Origin of the sequence: Sphingobium sp. BS19, assembly GCF_027925545.1 — a bacterium.
In the GTDB taxonomy this organism is placed as follows: Bacteria; Pseudomonadota; Alphaproteobacteria; order Sphingomonadales; family Sphingomonadaceae; genus Sphingobium.
Genome location: NZ_BSEF01000016.1, coordinates 12661 through 31003 on the forward strand (window position 1 = coordinate 12661; position 18343 = coordinate 31003).

Below are 18343 nucleotides of genomic sequence, written 5' to 3' on the forward strand. Positions count from 1 at the left end.
AATTTTCGCATTGGAAGCATGACATTATGACCGAAGCCGTCGACACGCGCATCGCGCAGATTGTGAACAGCCACGACGTGGTGCTCTTCATGAAGGGTACGCCGCTGTTCCCGCAATGTGGATTTTCCAGCAAGGCCATCGCCATTCTGGAACATATGGGCGTCGATTACGACAGCGTCGACGTGTTGCAGGATCAGGAAGTCCGTCAGGGCATCAAGTCTTTCTCCGACTGGCCGACTATCCCCCAGTTGTATGTGAAGGGCGAGTTCGTCGGCGGCAGCGACATCATGATGGAGATGTTCGAAGCAGGCGAGTTGCAGGCCATGATGGATGAGCAGGGCGTCGCCAAGGCTGGCTGACCGTTTCTTCTGAAAGAATTTCAAGGCCGCAGCGTGAAAACGTTGCGGCCTTTTTCTTTGCCTTGGCATTTCGCTTGTCAGGGGGACGCGAAAGCGGAGACCAATCCGCCCGCATCCCCCCGGTTCTCGGGGAAGAGACATAGGCTGAGAGTGATGCAGGCAGTGTGCCAGTTCGGCTCAGCCCTGCTTTTGTGCGGGTGTTGGTGGTTAAGGCGATACTGTCGGGTCATCAGCATGTAAAAATTCCCGACGTTTTCGGCCCATGGATTTCACTGTTTACAGATGTAGTCGATTCGATTACACCTGTAGTCACAGAGCAGATGGGGTGAGCCATGTCGGAAAAAGTCAGCGACGCGGAATATGCCGTGATGGAAGCATTATGGGAGATTTCCCCCATGACCGCCGCCGACGTGACGGAACGGGTGAAAGAGTCGCGCGGCTGGAGCATCCAGACAGTGAAGACGTTGCTGTCCCGCCTGCTGGCCAAGGACATCATTGCCGCGGAGCAGGACGGTCGCCGCTTTCTCTATCGCCCCGTGGTCGAGCGCGAAGCCTATGTGACCGGGGAGTCGCGGCGTTTCGTGGATCGGCTTTTCGGTGGCCGCGCCGCGCCTTTGGTCGCGCATCTGGCCGAGCAGGATCAGTTGAGCCGCGAAGATATCGAAGAGCTTGAAGCGCTGCTCAAGGCGCTGAAATCATGAGCGGGCAGGATGTGACGCAGTGGTTCGTCGAGGCGCTAATGGCGTCGGCGATACTACTGGCGCTGGTGATGCTGTTGCGGCGTCCGGTGGCGCGTTATTTCGGCGTGCGTGCGGCCTATGCCTTATGGGCTTTACCGCTGCTGCGACTGATTCTGCCCCGCTTGCCGGAAGAGGCTAGCCCTTCCGCTTATCTGCCGGTGCACCATGCTCCGGTGCCAATCAGCTATGTGCGCGAAGCCGTGCAGGTGCCAGTGGCGCAGTTTCCGTGGATCGAAGCGGCGCTGATGCTGTGGATGGCAGGCGCGGTGGTGTTTCTGGCGGTGCAGGCCATTGGTTACTACAGGTTTCGGCGGCTAATGCTGTCGGACGGCACCTTTGTCCGCCGCGACGGCAAGGTCACGACATTGGAAAGCGTCCATGCCTCCGGCCCGCTGGCGTTCGGCATAGTGCACAAGCATATCGTGGTGCCGATCGACTTTGCCGATCGCTATTCGGTGCAGGAACAGGCGATGGCGCTGGCGCATGAACATATGCACCATCAGCGCGGGGACTTGCTGGCGAACCTGATCGCAGCGCTGTTGTTGGCGTTGCAATGGTGCAACCCGATTGCGTGGGTGGCGTATCGTGCCTTTCGCGTAGATCAGGAACTGGCGTGCGATGCGCAGGTTCTGGCGCGGCATGGCGCGATCCATGCGCAGGATTATGGCCGTGCGATCCTGAAAGCGGCAACGGCCACGCCGCTGAACGGGGGTAACCGTTTCAGCATCTGTCATCTCAACACTGTCGACACTCTCAAGGGGAGGCTGAAAATGCTTTCGACACACACAGACTCTTTGCGCCGTATCACCTGGGGCATGACTGCCGTGGCGGCAGTGACTGTATCCGGGCTGGCGCTGACTGCATCGGGCAGCCAGGTTGCCAAGGAAATGGCGAGTGTATCCACACGGCTGAGCAGCGCCAAGCTGACGAAGCTGGCAACGTTCATGCCGCAGGTTGCAACGGTGCCGGAAACGCCCGAGCCGCCCTATCGCCCCGAAATGACGGAGCCTTATCCTGCGCCCGAGACACCGGTGGCTCCAGAAGCACCGCTAGCGCCTGCAGCCATGGCTGCGCCGACTCCGCCAACGCCCCCGACGCCTCCAGCGGTGCCGAGCGGTGCGCGGCAGGTGAAGAGTGCGAGCGCGGACGGCGCGACCTCCTACCGCGCCATTGCTTATCCTTCGAAAGCCGAAATCGCGACGATGGTGCCCAATGTCCGCGTCGAACGTCGCTGCAATGGTGGGGAAGATGTGAGCACGCAAAGCTACACCGATGCTTGGGGTAACAGGCAGGTGCGGGTGAGAATCTGCCAGGAAGCGATCCAGCGTCAGGCCATGGCCGAAGCGCAAGCGGGGCGCGAGGAAGCACGGGCAGGAATCGCCGAAGCGAAAGTACAATTGGCGGAAGCGGAGCGCGCAGTCGCATCGGCGCAGTACATGTCCGCGCATGCCCGTGCGCAGGCAAAAGCTGAGCTTGGCCGTGCCCGCGCCGAAATGCGCCGGGAAATAGCAGAGATGGAACGCGAACGTGTTGAGGGGGCGCGGGAGAGGGCCCGAAGCCGCCGCGAGACGGATTGACGCAACCCGCTTTTTCGCGGCGACGGGGTCTGCGCGCTTGAAAATCGGTGGGGAGGTGGCACATGGGATGTCATGGATGCACCCTTTGACCTGAATAGCCTGCCCACCGGCGTATCGATGTCCCTGTCGCCACTGGTGTCACGGGTGCTGGCCCCCAATCCGTCGCCTTTCACCTTTACCGGCACGCAAAGCTATCTGGTGGGAACCACTGAAATCGCGGTGATCGATCCGGGTCCAGCCGATCCGGCACATCTGGAAGCGCTGGAAGCGGCCATCGCTGGCCGCCCTGTCACGGCGATCCTGTGCACACATACGCATCGTGACCATAGCCCCGCAGCGCGCCCGCTGGCCGAAGCGACCGGCGCGCCCATCATCGGCTGTGCGCCACTGACACTGGACGATGACGGCCCGCGCGCCGATGCGGCGTTCGATCCGCATTATGCCCCTGATCATGTGCTGGCCGATGGTGACACGGTGCAGGGGACAGGATGGACGCTGCAAGCCGTAGCTACGCCGGGACATACATCCAATCATCTGTGCTTTGCGTTGGTCGAGGAGCAGGCGCTGTTCACCGGCGATCATATCATGGGCTGGTCGACGACGGTGGTATCGCCCCCCGATGGCGACATGGCCGACTATATGCGGTCCATGCAGCGGCTGATCGACCGGGACGATGTCGTCTACTACCCTGCGCATGGCGAACCGGTGGACAAGCCCCAGCGGCTGGCGCGATCCATGATGGGGCACCGCCGCCATCGTGAAGGGCAGATCGTCCGGCATCTGCAAACCATCGGATCGTCCGCGATCCCCGATATGGTGGCCGAAATGTACAAGGGTGTCGATCCGCGCCTGCATCCGGCGGCAGGGCGTTCCGTGCTGGCGCATCTGATCGATTTACGCGCGCGCGGGCTGGCGCGTGAGCAGGATGGCCAGTGGGAAGCAATCGCCGCATGAAGGGCATGATCAAATGGATCGTCCTGGCGCTGATCGTGTTCGGGCTGGCGTTCGGCGGTGCGTATTTCTTTCAGCAGCGGGTGAACCAGCAGCTTGATGGCAAGGTCGAAACCATTGCGACCGCCAGTTTACAGGGGCTGCGCGAACAGGCGCGGCTGACGGCGTTCATCGCCAGTTTCGTGGCAGTGGTAAGCAGCGAGCAGGCGCGGTTCGGGCTGAAGGCCGAGCAGACGATGATTATGCCCGGGCTTGTCCGCTACGAAGTCGACCTCAATGCGCTAAAGCCCGCCGATGTGAAGTGGGATAAGGAAAACAACACGCTCAGCGTTGCGTTGCCGCCGCTGATCCTGTCCGGTCCCGAAGTCGACCTGTCGGGCATCCGCCAATATGATGGCGGGGGCATATTGATGGCGCTGACGAATGCCGAAGCGACGCTGGATGCAGCCAATCGGAAGCGCGGGCAGGACGAATTGCTCAAGCAGGCGAAGGGCGAAGTGCCGATGCGCCTTGCCCGCGATGCGACGCGCAACGCCATTGAGCGCAGTTTTGCTATGCCGCTGCGCGCAGCGGGGATAAAGGCAACCGTAGTGGCGACATTCGCCGACGAATAAGGAAGAGACAGCGAACATGGACGCCAGAGGTGGAATAGGTGGAAGCCTGAAAGGCGTGGACCTGCGCGCCGAAATCGAGCGGCTGCGCAAAGAGCGTAATGCCGTCATTTTGGGGCATTATTACCAGTCGCCGGAGATACAGGATCTATCCGACTTCGTCGGCGATTCGCTGGAGCTGTCGCGCAAGGCAGCGGATACCGATGCGGATGTCATCGCGTTCTGCGGCGTGCGTTTCATGGCTGAGACGGCGAAGATACTGAGTCCCGAAAAAATCGTGATCCTGCCCGACATGGACGCAGGATGCAGCCTGGAGGACAGTTGCCCGCCTGCACAGTTCAAGGCGTTCCGGGAGGCGCATCCCGATCATATGGCGCTGAGCTACATCAACTGTTCGACCGAAGTGAAGGCGCTGTCCGACATTATCGTGACGAGCAGCTCGGCTGAAAAGATATTGAGCCAGATTCCCAAGGAGCAGAAGATCATCTTCGGCCCGGACAAGCATCTGGGCGGCTATCTGGCGCGCAAGCTGGGGCGCGAGATGCTGCTGTGGCCGGGCGTGTGCATCGTGCACGAGGCGTTCAGCGAAACCGAATTGTTGAAGCTGAAGGCGCAGCATCCCGATGCGCCGGTTGCCGCGCATCCCGAATGCCCGCCCTATATCGTCGACCATGCCGATTATGTCGGGTCGACCAGCGGCATCCTCGACTTCGCCAAGACCATGCCGGGCGATACGCTGATCGTCGCGACGGAGCCGCATATCATCTACCAGATGGAAAAGGCAGTGCCGGAGAAGCAGTTCATCGGCGCGCCGGGCGCGGACGGTAACTGCAACTGCAATATCTGCCCGTACATGGCGCTCAATACGATGGAGAAGCTCTATGTCGCGTTGCGCGATTTGCAGCCGCGTATCGAGATGGACGAAGGCGTGCGTATTGCGGCACGCAGGTCACTCGACCGGATGCTGGAAATGGCGAGCGGCACGGTGGGGCAGGGCGATCTGGGCGCGCGATGACATTCGTTCTGGAGGGCTTTGACCTCGACGCATTCGTCGCCGCTACGCTGGCCGAGGATTTGGGGGAGGGCGGGGACATAACCTCCACCGCTGTGATCCCTGCCGACGCGCTGTTCGTGGGTGTGATGGATAGCCGCGATCCAGTGACGGTGGCGGGTTTGCCGATTGCCGAGGCATTCTTCCGCACGCTCGATCCGGATGTCGAGATCGACATGCTGGTCGAGGACGGGCAGCAGGTGGTGGCTGGCACCGAGTTGATGCGGCTGCGCGGTAAGGCGCGCGCAATGCTGACGGCGGAGCGGTCTGCGCTCAACACGGTTCAACATCTGAGCGGCATTGCAACGATGACGCGCAGCTATGTCGATGCCATCGTCGGCACGGGCGCGACCTTACTGGATACACGCAAAACGATTCCCGGGCTGCGACGGCTGGAGAAATATGCAACGCATATGGGCGGAGCGACCAATCATCGCATGGGCCTGTGGGATGCCGCGATGATCAAGGACAATCATGTGGCGGTGGCCGGATCGGTCGGCGAAGCCGTGCGGCGCGCGGTTGATGCCGGGATCGCCAGCATCATCGTGGAGGTGGACCGGGTCGATCAGATCGAACCGGCGCTGCAGGCGGGTGCCACGCATCTGCTGCTGGACAATATGGACCCGCCGACATTGCGCGGCGCCGTGACCTTGGTCGGTGGGCGCGTGCCGACGGAAGCGTCTGGCGGTGTGAAACTGGACACCATTCGCGTGATTGCGCAGACGGGCGTTACCTATGTGAGCGTGGGGCGTTTAACCCAATCTGCGCCCGCCGCCGATGTCGGACTGGATTTCGCGCATGTTTAGAATGATCTTCGCCGCTGCCGCGATGCTCACGCCGGTTGCGGCCGTCGCACAAGTCGAGCAGTGCAATGTGCCCAGCACGATCCCACGCCCGCGACCCGATCTGCCGTCGGACAGCCAGCCAAAGCGTGTGTTGCCAATCGGCGGCTATACTCTGGCGATCACATGGTCGCCGCAATATTGCGATGGCAAAAGCGGGGAGCGGGATGCTTTCCAATGTGGCAATCGGAATGCGCGGTTCGGTTTCACGCTGCATGGGCTGTGGCCCGATGGCGTGGGCAAGGACTGGCCGCAATATTGCCGCGCCACGTCGATCCTGCCTAGGGCCACGATTGCCCGCAATCTGTGCGTCACGCCGTCGGCACAACTGATCCAGCACGAATGGGCGAAGCACGGCACCTGCATGCGCGCCAATGGCCAGCCCATAAGCCCGAATGCGTATTTCAACCGGTCGCGAGCCATGTATGGCAAGCTACGCTTTCCCGACATGGCGGAACTGGCGCAGCGTGGGACGATGACCGCGGGCGCTTTTGCCAGTGCCTTTGCTGCCGCCAACAAGGGGCTGCGTGCGGACATGATGCGCGTCACCGCGACGCGCGACGGGTGGCTGGACGAGGTGTGGCTCTGCCTTGACCGTCGCTTCCGCAATGCCCGTTGTCCGACCCATCAGGGTGGACTGAAGCCTGCGGACACCCTGCGCATCAGGCCGCAATAGACGCTCAGCGGTCGATGGTGACCGTGCCGGGGTGATGTTTGTCCAGATGCTTTCGAATGATTTTCAAGTTCTTGGTGTTGGACTTGAAGAAAAAGTCGAAGGCATCCCCAACGAACGGAATTGCGCCAACCAAGGTGTCGAAACCGACATTGCCCGCCATTCGGGTGATTTGCCATTTCGACATGCCCAGATTGCGGGCTTCCCACACGATCCACGCGCCCATTGCGGCGGTCGCGATGTCACCGATCACCGGGATGAGGCCCACGATGCTGTCCAGCCCAACGCGGCGATTGGTGCCGGGCAGGACGAACATGCCTTCCAGCAATTGCTCCATTGCCTCGATTCGGCGGCGCACCGATGCGGGATCGCTGCCAAAGCCGGGGAGATCACGCGCAATGCGGTCGAACTGGTCTTGCGAAATCGGCAATTCTGTTACTCCTCTGCACCCTAATTGGTGGCGCGGAACAACTGGTTCAATGGGTGACGTGCACGGGAGGAGGGGGCGAACCCGTTGAGTGCACGGGTAGCCAGCGACCAGCGCACCGGCGTCGACAGCGGAATGTAGCCGTTATGGGCAGTCATAAGGTCGTACGCTTCCGCCAAACGTGCCTGACTGACCTCCAATGTCGGTGCCATTTCCGCTTCGATCAGGCGCTCTTGCGCGGCGGGATCGCAATGCACCTTTCGCGCACAACTTACGCGGCCCAGATACCAGGACGCACTGTCATATGCAGCGACTTCGTCGATCAGGCGCAGATCGGCATCGGCATCGCGCTCGACCTGCTGGCTTGGTACGCCGATGCGGCTGAGATCGGCGGCGATCAGGCTGTAGAGCAAGCGTGAGCCCGATCCCTTCGGCATGGCGATGCGCAGGCGCGGTATGGCGCCGTTGTCGTTGCGCCAGATCGCAATGGCGGCACGGGCGGTGCTGCGACGGTCGTCCATCGGCATGGCCGACCATGACGGCGCTGCAGGGGCAGCGGGCAGATCGAGCTGTTGCGTCATCAATCGGTCGGTGATGACCCATCCACTTAGGGCGAAGGCATCGGGCAAGGGTGTCCGATCTATGGCCATGTTCAGCGCTGCGCGCACCCGGTCATCGTTCAGAAAATCGCTGCGGCCGACCACGGCGAATCCGAACAATCCCTGTACGGGATCGACATGCACGTCGCGATTGTCGATGTCCGCGCGCTTGAGAAGCGGGATGTCGCTATAGCGGCCACCCAGTACGAGGGACGACAGCCCTTGTTTGAAGCGGGCGATGGCCATCGATCCGCGCTCGGCGCGCAGGACGCGATTCTCCCACGGGGCAATAGGCTCCTCGTCGTCCGCGTTGTCATCGACAATGGGGCGCAGGAACCAGGCTTCGCCTCGCTTTTCCTTTCGGTAGGGACCGGTGCCGCCGTCGCGCCGGGTGATCGCCATTTGCGGCTGGGCCAGCATTTGCAGCAGGTAGGGCCTGGGGACGGACAAGCGGATTTCCAGCACTTCGCCGGTCATCGAGGACACTTCCTGAATCGCCGCGAGATCGCCATGACTGTCGAGGGCGAGGTTGGCAGCGATCCGGTTCTTCAGCAGGGCTGCAACATCGACTGCTTTTATGCGCGCACCATTAGCCCAGCGCGCACGACGCAGGCGAAAAATGTAGCTGCGGCCGTCATCCTGAACGATCCAGCGTTGGGCAAGCGCAGGCAGGATATCGCCGCGCGCGTCGAAGGCGACAAGCCCCTGCGCCGTCGATTCCAGCATGAGCTTGCCCGCCGGGCTAAGGATATCGCGCATGGGATCGGCCAACTGACGGGGCGTGCCGATAACGCTCACGACCACTGGTCCGGATTGCTTTTCCGAACAGGCGGACAGCATCATGCCGCTCGCCGCCAGAAAGGCGGAGAAAGACAGCAAGACGGTGCGTGGACGGCGGGACATGAGCGAGGCGGTTCCTGAAAGCGGGGGCCGGTGATCCGGTCTAGCCTGCGCCGCCCGCCGCGCCAAGCCGCCAGTCCCTAATGTTTGAACTTGTGAAGCACCGCTACGATGACGCCGCCCACGATCAGCCCTACGATGCCCGATCCCAGCGCAGTGACCAACCATTCGGTTACGGCGTGCAGTGGACCGGTCACGGCGCCTGCTGCTGCCGCCAGATGGTGGAGGGTATCGGGAATCGCGGCCAGGCCGAACACCTCCAGCCCGTGCACGATGATCCCGCCGCCGACCCATAGCATGGCCGCCGTGCCGATGACCGACAGTGCGCGCATCAGTACCGGCATCGTATTGACCAGACCGCGCCCGACCGTCTGGTTGAACGACGATGGCTGTTGCGCCATGTGCAGGCCGATATCGTCCATCTTCACGATAAAAGCGACGGCGCCATAGACGCCTGCGGTAATCAGCACGGATACGACCGCGAGGACCAGAGCCTGTTCCCACAGGGGGACAGTCGATACCGAAGACAAAGCAATCGCCATGATCTCGCCCGACAAGATGAAATCGGTGCGTATAGCGCCGGAGACCTGACGGTCTTCCAACGCCGTTGGATCGGCAATCTCCGCGAGGTCTTCGATGGGTTCGTCATGCTGGCCGCTCATCGCTTCGAACAGCTTCTCGGCCGCTTCGAAGCATAGATAGGAGCCGCCCATCATGAGCAGCGGCGTCAACGCCCATGGCGCAAAGGCGCTGATCGCGATGGCGGCGGGAAGAAGGAACAGCAGCTTGTTGCGCAGCGACCCGAGCGCGATCTTCCAGATGATGGGCAGTTCGCGGTCGGGGGTCAGGCCCACCACATAACGGGGGGTGACTGCGGCATCGTCTATCACCACGCCGGCGGCCTTGCTGCTGGCCTTGGCGGCAGCGCCGGTGACATCATCCAGTGACGACGCAGCCAGCTTGGCAATCCCCGCGATATCGTCGAGCAGCGCAATCAATCCCGATGCCATATGAAACTGTTCCCCCAGCGCGTTCGTCAGCAGGCACGCAATAGCCGTAACTCAAGGCGATGCAACGTCGCGGTGAAAGCGTTTGTTCCAGAAAGCTGGTGCGGACGGCGGGACTCGAACCCGCACTCCATAGGAAACAGATTTTAAGTCTGTCGCGTCTACCGGTTTCGCCACGTCCGCACGTGCGAGATCTGCCGTCGCCGATGGGCGACGGGACGTGCCTTAACGGCATTTGTGTGGATTGAAAATGTTTCCTGTTCGTCACACGAAAAGGAGACCGGCTTTGCGGCAATCCCGATCCGATTGCCGCCTCCGCCATCGGGCCCAAAGACTATTTGGTGTTGAGCCGCTCGCGCATTTCCTTGCCAGGCTTAAAATAGGGGACGCGCTTTGCCGTTACCGGAACGGTTTCGCCCGTGCGCGGATTGCGACCCGTGCGCGCGTCACGATCGCGGGTGGTAAACGCACCGAAGCCACGTAATTCCACGCGACCGCCCGATGCCAGACGGTCGATTATTTCGCGGAAGAACAGATCGACGATCCGTTCGATTTCCTGCAACGTCAGGTCCACATTATCATCGGCAAGCTTCTGAACCAATTCCGAGCGGATCATTGCTTTCTCCCCCACTTAGGCTGCACCCCACATGCCGCCAGCAATTTGCCTTAATCAAAAGCAAGGCGGCTGACAACGCTGTAAGTGGGATAGACTATCGTGGAAAATCAAACGACTGTCTCATTTTCGCGCAACATGATTGCACCGGCGATGTTTCGATAACGCAAAATGGCGTGACGGGGATGCCGTCACGCCATTTTGTTACCGTTATCGGATGCGCCGTTGCAGGCGCCTCCGTCAGGATCAGGCTATCAGCCTTCGTTCTTTGCCTTGAGCGCTTCGCCCAGAATGTCGCCCAGCGATGCGCCGCTGTCCGACGAACCATACTGTGCAACGGCCTGCTTCTCTTCGGCGATCTGCATCGCCTTGACCGAGAAGTTAGGCTTCTTCGCACGGTCGAAGCCGATGACCATCGCATCGAACTTCTGACCGGGCTGGAAGCGTTCGGGACGCTGTTCGTCACGGTCGCGACCAAGGTCGCTGCGCTTGATGAAGCCAGTTGCGCCGTCTTCACCCGACTGCACTTCAAGGCCGCCATCGCGGACTTCAAGGACGGTCACGGTGACGATTGCGTTCTTGTTGAGGTTCGATCCGGCCGAAGCGGTGCCGCTGCTGCCGACGGCAGGAGCGCCCTTTTCAAGCTGCTTCATGCCAAGGCTGATGCGTTCCTTCTCGACGTCGATGTCGAGAACGATGGCCGTGACTGCTTCGCCCTTGCGATGCAGAGCCAGCGCGTCTTCGCCCGAAATGCCCCATGCGATGTCGGACATATGGACCATGCCGTCGACGTCGCCGTCCAGACCGATGAACAGACCGAATTCGGTGGCGTTCTTGACTTCGCCTTCGACGACGGAGCCGACCGGGTGCTTGTCTGCAAAGTCATCCCAGGGATTGGACTGTGCCTGCTTGAGGCCCAGCGAAATACGACGCTTTTCGCTGTCGACTTCGATAACGATGACTTCGACTTCCTGGCTGGTCGAAACGATCTTGCCGGGATGTACGTTCTTCTTGGTCCAGCTCATTTCCGAAACGTGGACCAGGCCTTCGATGCCAGCTTCCAGTTCGACGAATGCGCCGTATTCGGTGATGTTGGTTACGCGGCCCGTCAGCTTGGCACCGACAGGATACTTGGCCATTGCGCCTTCCCACGGATCGCTCTCAAGCTGCTTCATGCCGAGCGAGATGCGCTGCGTGTCGCGGTTGATGCGGATGATCTGCACGCGGACGGTATCGCCGATGTTGATCATTTCGTTGGGGTGGTTGATGCGCTTGTAGCTCAAATCGGTGACGTGCAGCAGGCCATCGATGCCGCCCAGATCGACGAACGCACCGTAATCGGTGATGTTCTTGACCACGCCTTCGATGATCTGACCTTCGGCCAGCGTCTGGATGAGGCCGGTGCGCTGTTCTGCGCGCGTTTCTTCCAGAATGGCGCGACGCGACACGACGATGTTGCCGCGACGGCGATCCATCTTGAGGATCTGGAAAGGCTGCGGAATGTCCATCAGCGGGGTAACATCGCGCACGGGGCGGATATCGACCTGCGAACCGGGAAGGAATGCTACGGCACCGTCCAGGTCGACAGTGAAGCCGCCCTTGACGCGACCGAAGATGACGCCTTCGACGCGCGCGCTTTCGGTAAATTCAGCTTCCAGCTTGTCCCAAGCGGCTTCGCGGCGAGCGCGGTCGCGGGACAGCATGGCATCGCCATGGGCGTTTTCGACGCGGTCGACATAGACTTCGACTTCGTCGCCGACCTTGATGTCAGCCTTCTGGCCGGGCATCGCAAATTCGCGCAAAGGTACGCGGCCTTCGCTCTTCAAACCTACATCGATGACGGCAAGGTCGTTTTCAATGGCGGTAACGGTGCCTTTTACGACGCGGCCTTCAAAGCCGCCGTCTTCGCCACCAAGAGAATCGTTGAGCATCGCTGCGAAATCGTCGCGCGACGGAAATGCCGTAGAGGCCATAAATGTAGTCCTTCATAGTCGTTGCTGGCCAACCGGTTGTCTCCGGTGGTCTTTGGCCAAAATGCCCGCAAAACCGTATGTTTTCCGGGCGTCTTCCAAGTGAATGCCATCGAGGGACGCACGATATAGGAAATGCGAAAAGGGCGGCGGGTGGTCCCGGCCGCTGCGCGCGTCATGCTTTTGCGTGACTGTCCAGTTGTGCGTCCACCAAAGCAATCGCCTGTCGGACGGCCGCATCTATAGTCAAATCGCTGGTATCTAGCAAGTCTGCGCCGTCGGCTTGCCGCAATGGGGCGTGATCGCGGCTCATGTCGCGAGTGTCGCGTGCCTGGATGTCGGCAATCAGCGTATCCATGTCGGGATGGCCGCCATGCGCGAGGGCGTCGGCAAAGCGCCTTTGCGCGCGCACAGAGACGCTGGCAGTAACGAAAATCTTGGCATCCGCATCGGGCGCGATGACAGTGGCAATGTCGCGCCCGTCGAGGATGGCGCCGCCCGCTTGCGTTGCGAAGTCGCGCTGGCGGGAGATGAGCGCGGCGCGGACGCTTTGGTGCACGGATACCCGTGAGGCCAGCGAGCCGACGGCTTCGCTGCGCAGAGCGGGTTCAACCAAGATGCTGTCGTCAAAATCGCAGGCTGCGAGTGCATCCGCTTCAAGATCCGGATCGCCGCCGGCCTGCAATACGGCCAATCCGACGGCGCGATACAGCAACCCGGTGTCGAGGCAGGGGAGGCCATAATGCGCGGCCAGCGCCTTGGCGATGGTGCCTTTGCCCGATGCGGCGGGGCCATCCACAGCGACGATCATGCCTTTTCCCCTCGCAGTACCTTGATAAGTCCGAAGACGGCGACAATGGCCCAGACGATTTCCATAGCCATCGACGCAACGTTGAAGTGCACAGTCAACGACGCGATCAGGAACAGCGAACCGATGAAGTTGAGCAGGTTGAAGAAGAGGAAGTTCATCGTCTTCACGACGTTGGAATAGGCATAGGCGTAGACCATCATCGCACTGCCGATCATGCCTATGACGTTCGCGGCGAAAGGGGAGAGGATTTGGGTCATGGGGTGGGCCTGCGACGCAAATACGCTCTCTTCAGATTGTCATTCCCGCTAAGGCAGGAAACCATCTCCGGACATAGCAAATTGGCGAGGGGCTGGAAGATGGATTCCCGCCTGCGCGGGAATGACGAGGGTGTTCGCACGAAAACGGTCACGCCACCGCACCCATAGCCCGGAGCAGATCGACGAACCCCGGAAAGCTCGTCGCCACGGGCCGCATGTCGTCCACCGTCACGCCATTACGCGATACCAGTCCCGCTACGGCGAAGCTCATGGCGATGCGGTGATCGAGCAGCGTTGCCACCGGTCCGCCGCCCGTCAGCGGTTCTCCGCCGGTGCCGTCGATGATGAGGCCGTCCTCGGTCTCTTCCACGCGCGCACCGATCAGGCGCAGGCCGTTCGCCATGGCGGTGAGGCGATCCGATTCCTTGACGCGCAATTCCTCCAGCCCGCGAAAGACACTGCGGCCCTGCGCCATCGCAGCGGCGACGAAGGCCACGGGATATTCGTCGATCATGCTGGGGGCGCGGGCCGGGTCTGGCTCTACGCCATTCAGCGCCGATGCGGTGACGATCAGATCACCGACCGGTTCGCCGCCCACATCGCGAGCATTCACGATTTCGATGTTCCCGCCCATCTCGCGCAACAGGTCTATCAGCCCCGCGCGTGTCGGGTTGAGGCCTACATTGCCGATCGTCACGCGCGATCCCGGCACCAGCAACGCTGCGACCATCGGGAAGGCAGCGGAGGAAGGGTCGCCCGGTACGACGATATTCTGCGGCTGCAATTCCGCTTCGCCGACCAGGCTGATGACGCGCGCACCGTCTGCGTCGATTTCTACCGTCAGGTCGGCGCCGAATCCCTTCAGCATCCGCTCGCTATGATCGCGGGTGGCAATGGGCTCGATTACGCGGGTGATCCCCGGCGTGTTCAATCCCGCCAGCAGCACCGCCGACTTCACCTGCGCCGATGCGACGGGCAGGCGGTATTCGATCGGCACGGTGGGCGACAGGCCACGCAATGTCAGCGGCAGGCGACCGCCGGGCGAAGCCGTAAATTCCGCGCCCATGGTCGAGAGCGGATCGATGACCCGGCCCATAGGACGCTTGCTGAGCGAAGCGTCGCCGATGAAGGTCGCGGTGAGATCGTGACTCGCCAGCAATCCCATCAACAGACGGGTCGACGTGCCGCTGTTCCCCATGTCGAGTGCAGTTTCCGGTTGCAGCAGGCCGCCCACGCCCACGCCGTGGATGTGCCACACGCCATCATCGTCGCGCACTATGTCGGCGCCCATTGCGCGCATTGCGGCGGCCGTCGCCAGGACGTCCTCACCCTCCAGCAAGCCTTCGACCCGGCTTTCGCCGATGGCGAGCGCGGAAAGCATCAGCGAACGGTGCGAAATGCTCTTGTCGCCCGGCACGGTAACGGTGCCCGAAAGAGGGGGCGCAGCGGTGAATGTCGCGGGCATCGCCGCGTCGTCATGGGAGTGCATGAAAGTCCGAACGTCATTAAAGGGTCAAAAAAATCGATCCGGCTTTTGACAGTGCGGCCTTGCTATGGCAATGCCCGCGTCGCTTCGTGCGCAGCCCCGCTGTCGCGCGCTTTTACCTATTTACTTTTATCAAGGATGGACGGCGGCACATGGTGAAGCCTGAATGGGGCACGAAACGGACTTGCCCGAAATGCGCAACGCGCTTCTACGATCTTGGCAAGGAAAACCCGGTTGTCTGCATCAACTGCAACAATCCTTGGGATCCAGAGCCTGTTCTGAAATCCAAACAGCCGGTTCCCTATGAGGAAATCGTGCCCAAGAAGGTCGTCGAGACGGCTGACGGCGCGGTCGAGGCTGTGGACGACGATCTGGACGTCGATCTGGATATCGATGAGGACGACGACTCGCCGGATAACGACGTCGATCTGGGTGGCGATGACGACCTGGGCGTCGAAGCTGCCGGCGATGAAGGCGACGACGACAATTAAGCACTTGCAAAGGGGGGCGCTGCTCGTTTAAGGGCAGCGCCTCGCCAGCGAGATCGGCCCTTTGGGGCGGTTCACTCTGGTAGAACGATGCGCCGAATCCCACGTTGGCGCAGTGAAGAGATGGGGCCTTAGCTCAGCTGGGAGAGCGCTTGCATGGCATGCAAGAGGTCAGCGGTTCGATCCCGCTAGGCTCCACCATTTCCTGACATTATGCGCGATGCAACGCCGACAGGCGGGCGAAACGCTGTGCTCTGTGACAGGGTCGCAAGGTATCCGTGCGGGACCGAAATCCCGCACGATGTTTTTTACACCCGTTCGATCACACCCGCTCGATGACGAGTGCGATGCCCTGACCGCCGCCGATGCACATGGTGATCAGGCCATAGCGGCCCCCGGTGCGCTGCAATTCATACATCGCCTTCACCGTGATGATCGCGCCGGTCGCGCCGACCGGATGGCCAAGCGATATACCCGATCCATTCGGATTGACCTTTTCAGGATCGAAGCCGAGCGTTTTCGACACGGCGCAGGCTTGCGCGGCAAAGGCTTCGTTCGCTTCGATCACGTCGATCTGGTCGAGTGTCAATCCGGCGCGTTCGAGCGCGATTGGCACCGCCTTCACCGGGCCGATGCCCATGCGGGAAGGTTCGACGCCTGCAAAGCCCCAGCCCAGAATCTTGGCCATCGGCTTCAGCCCATGCGCGTCAACGGCCTTTTGCGAGGCGAGAACGACCGCTGCGGCGCCGTCGTTGATGCCGCTGGCGTTACCCGCCGTTACCGAGCCGTCCTTCTTGAACGCAGGGCGCAGGGCGCTTAGGCTCTCTGCGGTCGTTTCGCCGCGCACATGCTCATCCGCCGCAAAACTAACGACGCCCTTGCGGGTCTTGATGTCGATGGGCAGGATTTGATCGGTGAACCGGCCATCTGCCTGTGCCAGAGCGGCGCGTGCGTGGCTCTGCGCGGCGGTGGCGTCTTGCTCTTCGCGGCTGATGTCATAGTCCGCAGCGATGTTTTCCGCGGTGATTCCCATGTGGAACCCTTCGAACGGGTCACTCAATGTGGCGATCAGTGCATCGACCATTTCGACCGAGCCCATTTTCTGACCAAAGCGTGCCGCCGAAACATAATGCGGGGCACGACTCATGACTTCTGCACCGCCCGCAACGGCGACATCGCATTCCCCAAGGGTCAGCATCTGCGCGGCGGAAATGATCGCCTGAACGCTCGAACCGCACAGGCGATTGAGGGTAAGCGCTGGCGCTTCGATCGGTACGCCTGCATTCACGGCAGCGACGCGCGCGAGGTACGCATCGTTCGGTACGGTCTGGATTACCTGACCCATCACGACATGCTGGACATCAGAAGCGGCGATGCCCGCGCGGCTGATCGCTTCGGCAATGACTTTCGCGCCGAGATCGGCAGGCGTGTGATCCTTCAGGCTCCCACCGAAATCACCGATCGCGGTGCGTACGCCGGATACGATATAGACTGCTTCCAATTATATTCTCCCTCTGCACAGTGGGTGTTCGAATATCAGCGATACTCTTGCACAGGCACGCCGAAAAGGTCGTGCTCATCGGCGTCTTCTATTTCCGTATATACGATGTCGCCGGGTTGCAGACCTGACGTATCGCGCAGGAAAACATTGCCGTCGATTTCCGGTGCGTCCGCCTGAGACCGAGCGGTCGCGCCGACGCTGCCATCGTCTTCGTCCGGTTCGCCGACTTCATCGACGATGACGGGAAGGATGCGACCGATCTTCGCCTGCAACTTGGCGGCGGAGATGGCAGCGGTTTTTTCCATGATCCGCTGGTAGCGTTCTTCCTTGACCTCTTCGGGGACCGGGTCGGGCAAGGCGTTGGCGGCCGCACCCTCGACAGGCTCAAAACGGAACGCGCCCACGCGGTCGAGCTGCGCTTCATCCAGCCAGTCGAGAAGATACTGGAAATCGGCTTCGGTCTCGCCGGGGAAGCCGACGACGAAGGACGAACGAATGGCGATGTCCGGGCAGATGGTGCGCCAGTTCTTGACCCGCTCCAGCACCTTGGCTTCATTCGCCGGGCGCTTCATTCGTTTCAGCACATTGGGCGCAGCGTGCTGGAAAGGAATGTCGAGATACGGCGTCAGCAACCCTTCGGCCATCAACGGGATGACCTGATCCACATGCGGATAGGGATAGACATAATGCAGGCGCACCCAAGGAGTCTGACCCTCGGCAGTGCGTAGCTGGCCCAGCTCGCGGGCCATGTCGGTCATGTGCGCGCGGACCTCGCGGCCCTTCCAGTTGCGCGTTTCGTGCCGGGTGTCGACGCCATAAGCCGACGTGTCCTGGCTGATGATCAACAGTTCCTTCGTACCTGCCGCGACCAGCTTTTCAGCTTCGCGCAACACCGCGTCGATCCGGCGCGAGACGAGATCCCCGCGTAGCGAAGGAATGATGCAGAAGGCGCAGCGATGGTTGCAGCCTTCGGAAATCTTGAGATAGCTGTAATGGCGCGGCGTGAGTTTCAGACCACCTTCGGGGACCAGATCGACGAACGCATTGGGGACGGGGGGCGATGCTTCATGCACCGCATTCACCACATCCTCATATTGATGCGCGCCGGTGATCGCCAATACGCTGGGGAAGCGTGCACGGATCAGTTCGGCTTCATTGCCCATGCAGCCGGTGACGATCACGCGACCGTTTTCAGCGATTGCCTCACCGATCGCTTCAAGCGATTCCTCCTTCGCGGAGTCGAGAAAGCCGCAGGTATTGACCAGCACGACGTCGGCCCCCGCATAATCGGGGGACATCTGATAGCCATCGGAGCGCAGTTTCGTCAGGATGCGTTCGCTGTCGACGAGCGCCTTGGGGCAGCCAAGCGAAACCATGCCGACCTTGGGCGCGGGGGGAAATGTCGTTGCCATGATGCCGCGCACATAGGGTGTTGCGCGTGTAATGTCACGGGGCAGCGATATGAAGCGACCTACGCCTA

General features: G+C 61.3%; 19 protein-coding genes and 2 tRNA genes. 10 read left to right on the top strand and 11 right to left on the bottom strand.

The window, feature by feature from the left end:
• The first annotated feature begins 26 nt into the window (after positions 1-26).
• The 8 genes from grxD to QMG56_RS17160 all read left to right on the top strand — a co-directional run bounded on the left by grxD (position 27) and on the right by QMG56_RS17160 (position 6807).
• Positions 27-359 (top strand): Grx4 family monothiol glutaredoxin, encoded by a 333-nt coding sequence (grxD, locus tag QMG56_RS17125; protein WP_230187547.1) that lies wholly within the window; start codon positions 27-29, stop codon positions 357-359.
• A 332-nt stretch (positions 360-691) separates the two neighbouring features.
• The gene (locus QMG56_RS17130) at positions 692-1060 is read left to right on the top strand and encodes a BlaI/MecI/CopY family transcriptional regulator (RefSeq protein ID WP_230187548.1); all 369 of its coding nucleotides are present in this window, start codon (positions 692-694) and stop codon (positions 1058-1060) included.
• Entirely contained in the window at positions 1057-2676 is a 1620-nt protein-coding gene (locus QMG56_RS17135) for a M56 family metallopeptidase (RefSeq protein ID WP_281823606.1), read from the top strand. The genes QMG56_RS17130 and QMG56_RS17135 overlap by 4 nt, the downstream gene beginning before the upstream one ends.
• A gap of 72 nt (positions 2677-2748) precedes the next feature.
• Positions 2749-3630, top strand: coding sequence for an MBL fold metallo-hydrolase (locus tag QMG56_RS17140; RefSeq protein WP_281823607.1), 882 nt, complete (start codon positions 2749-2751; stop codon positions 3628-3630).
• On the top strand, positions 3627-4241 hold the full coding sequence (locus QMG56_RS17145) for a DUF4230 domain-containing protein (protein ID WP_281823608.1): 615 nt from the start codon (positions 3627-3629) through the stop codon (positions 4239-4241). The genes QMG56_RS17140 and QMG56_RS17145 overlap by 4 nt, the downstream gene beginning before the upstream one ends.
• Before the next feature lie 16 nt (positions 4242-4257).
• On the top strand, positions 4258-5253 hold the full coding sequence (gene nadA, locus QMG56_RS17150) for a quinolinate synthase NadA (protein ID WP_281823609.1): 996 nt from the start codon (positions 4258-4260) through the stop codon (positions 5251-5253).
• Complete coding sequence (gene nadC, locus QMG56_RS17155) at positions 5250-6095, top strand: carboxylating nicotinate-nucleotide diphosphorylase (protein WP_281823610.1); 846 nt, start codon at positions 5250-5252, stop codon at positions 6093-6095. The genes nadA and nadC overlap by 4 nt, the downstream gene beginning before the upstream one ends.
• Positions 6088-6807 (top strand): ribonuclease T, encoded by a 720-nt coding sequence (locus QMG56_RS17160; protein WP_281823611.1) that lies wholly within the window; start codon positions 6088-6090, stop codon positions 6805-6807. Before nadC ends, QMG56_RS17160 begins: the two co-directional genes overlap by 8 nt.
• Positions 6808-6811: 4 nt before the next feature.
• Here the strand turns inward: QMG56_RS17160 and QMG56_RS17165 are convergent, their stop codons facing one another.
• The 9 genes from QMG56_RS17165 to aroA all read right to left on the bottom strand — a co-directional run bounded on the left by QMG56_RS17165 (position 6812) and on the right by aroA (position 14877).
• Positions 6812-7234, bottom strand: a complete 423-nt coding sequence (locus QMG56_RS17165; RefSeq protein ID WP_230187555.1) for a DUF4112 domain-containing protein — start codon at positions 7232-7234, stop codon at positions 6812-6814.
• A 20-nt stretch (positions 7235-7254) separates the two neighbouring features.
• A complete protein-coding gene (locus tag QMG56_RS17170) occupies positions 7255-8733 on the bottom strand; it encodes an ABC transporter substrate-binding protein (RefSeq protein WP_281823612.1) in 1479 nt (492 codons plus the stop codon).
• Between the two features lie 77 nt (positions 8734-8810).
• Entirely contained in the window at positions 8811-9740 is a 930-nt protein-coding gene (locus QMG56_RS17175; RefSeq protein WP_281823613.1) for a DUF808 domain-containing protein, read from the bottom strand.
• Between the two features lie 96 nt (positions 9741-9836).
• Positions 9837-9920, bottom strand: a tRNA-Leu gene (locus tag QMG56_RS17180).
• A gap of 151 nt (positions 9921-10071) precedes the next feature.
• A complete protein-coding gene (locus tag QMG56_RS17185) occupies positions 10072-10353 on the bottom strand; it encodes an integration host factor subunit beta (RefSeq protein WP_230187558.1) in 282 nt (93 codons plus the stop codon).
• Positions 10354-10604: 251 nt separating this feature from the next.
• Entirely contained in the window at positions 10605-12323 is a 1719-nt protein-coding gene (gene rpsA / locus QMG56_RS17190) for a 30S ribosomal protein S1 (RefSeq protein ID WP_281823614.1), read from the bottom strand.
• Between the two features lie 172 nt (positions 12324-12495).
• Positions 12496-13131: a (d)CMP kinase gene (gene cmk / locus QMG56_RS17195; protein WP_230187560.1), complete on the bottom strand. Its 636-nt coding sequence runs from the start codon at positions 13129-13131 to the stop codon at positions 12496-12498.
• Positions 13128-13388 carry a hypothetical protein gene (locus QMG56_RS17200; RefSeq protein ID WP_281823615.1) on the bottom strand — a complete coding sequence of 87 codons (261 nt, stop codon included), beginning with the start codon at positions 13386-13388 and terminating at the stop codon, positions 13128-13130. Before QMG56_RS17200 ends, cmk begins: the two co-directional genes overlap by 4 nt.
• A 148-nt stretch (positions 13389-13536) precedes the next feature.
• Positions 13537-14877 carry a 3-phosphoshikimate 1-carboxyvinyltransferase gene (aroA, locus tag QMG56_RS17205; RefSeq protein WP_281823616.1) on the bottom strand — a complete coding sequence of 447 codons (1341 nt, stop codon included), beginning with the start codon at positions 14875-14877 and terminating at the stop codon, positions 13537-13539.
• A 149-nt stretch (positions 14878-15026) separates the two neighbouring features.
• Between aroA and QMG56_RS17210 the strand changes: the two genes are divergently transcribed.
• Both QMG56_RS17210 and QMG56_RS17215 read left to right on the top strand, forming a co-directional pair.
• Entirely contained in the window at positions 15027-15365 is a 339-nt protein-coding gene (locus QMG56_RS17210) for a TIGR02300 family protein (protein ID WP_230187563.1), read from the top strand.
• Between the two features lie 122 nt (positions 15366-15487).
• Positions 15488-15563, top strand: a tRNA-Ala gene (locus QMG56_RS17215).
• 121 nt (positions 15564-15684) lie between these two features.
• Here QMG56_RS17215 and bktB read toward each other — a convergent pair.
• Both bktB and rimO read right to left on the bottom strand, forming a co-directional pair.
• Complete coding sequence (gene bktB / locus QMG56_RS17220) at positions 15685-16863, bottom strand: beta-ketothiolase BktB (protein ID WP_281823617.1); 1179 nt, start codon at positions 16861-16863, stop codon at positions 15685-15687.
• Between the two features lie 35 nt (positions 16864-16898).
• Positions 16899-18275, bottom strand: coding sequence for a 30S ribosomal protein S12 methylthiotransferase RimO (rimO, locus tag QMG56_RS17225; RefSeq protein WP_281823619.1), 1377 nt, complete (start codon positions 18273-18275; stop codon positions 16899-16901).
• Between the last annotated feature and the right edge of the window lie 68 nt (positions 18276-18343).

Excerpts from the sequence above, each read along its gene's own strand:
- grxD (WP_230187547.1), top strand. The coding sequence starts at position 27 with ATGACCGAAGCCGTCGACACGCGCATCGCGCAGATTGTGAACAGCCAC.
- QMG56_RS17130 (WP_230187548.1), top strand. The coding sequence starts at position 692 with ATGTCGGAAAAAGTCAGCGACGCGGAATATGCCGTGATGGAAGCATTA.
- QMG56_RS17135 (WP_281823606.1), top strand. The coding sequence starts at position 1,057 with ATGAGCGGGCAGGATGTGACGCAGTGGTTCGTCGAGGCGCTAATGGCG.
- QMG56_RS17140 (WP_281823607.1), top strand. The coding sequence starts at position 2,749 with ATGGATGCACCCTTTGACCTGAATAGCCTGCCCACCGGCGTATCGATG.
- QMG56_RS17145 (WP_281823608.1), top strand. The coding sequence starts at position 3,627 with ATGAAGGGCATGATCAAATGGATCGTCCTGGCGCTGATCGTGTTCGGG.
- nadA (WP_281823609.1), top strand. The coding sequence starts at position 4,258 with ATGGACGCCAGAGGTGGAATAGGTGGAAGCCTGAAAGGCGTGGACCTG.
- nadC (WP_281823610.1), top strand. The coding sequence starts at position 5,250 with ATGACATTCGTTCTGGAGGGCTTTGACCTCGACGCATTCGTCGCCGCT.
- QMG56_RS17160 (WP_281823611.1), top strand. The coding sequence starts at position 6,088 with ATGTTTAGAATGATCTTCGCCGCTGCCGCGATGCTCACGCCGGTTGCG.
- QMG56_RS17170 (WP_281823612.1), bottom strand. The coding sequence starts at position 8,733 with ATGTCCCGCCGTCCACGCACCGTCTTGCTGTCTTTCTCCGCCTTTCTG.
- QMG56_RS17175 (WP_281823613.1), bottom strand. The coding sequence starts at position 9,740 with ATGGCATCGGGATTGATTGCGCTGCTCGACGATATCGCGGGGATTGCC.
- QMG56_RS17185 (WP_230187558.1), bottom strand. The coding sequence starts at position 10,353 with ATGATCCGCTCGGAATTGGTTCAGAAGCTTGCCGATGATAATGTGGAC.
- rpsA (WP_281823614.1), bottom strand. The coding sequence starts at position 12,323 with ATGGCCTCTACGGCATTTCCGTCGCGCGACGATTTCGCAGCGATGCTC.
- cmk (WP_230187560.1), bottom strand. The coding sequence starts at position 13,131 with ATGATCGTCGCTGTGGATGGCCCCGCCGCATCGGGCAAAGGCACCATC.
- QMG56_RS17200 (WP_281823615.1), bottom strand. The coding sequence starts at position 13,388 with ATGACCCAAATCCTCTCCCCTTTCGCCGCGAACGTCATAGGCATGATC.
- aroA (WP_281823616.1), bottom strand. The coding sequence starts at position 14,877 with ATGCACTCCCATGACGACGCGGCGATGCCCGCGACATTCACCGCTGCG.
- QMG56_RS17210 (WP_230187563.1), top strand. The coding sequence starts at position 15,027 with ATGGTGAAGCCTGAATGGGGCACGAAACGGACTTGCCCGAAATGCGCA.
- rimO (WP_281823619.1), bottom strand. The coding sequence starts at position 18,275 with ATGGCAACGACATTTCCCCCCGCGCCCAAGGTCGGCATGGTTTCGCTT.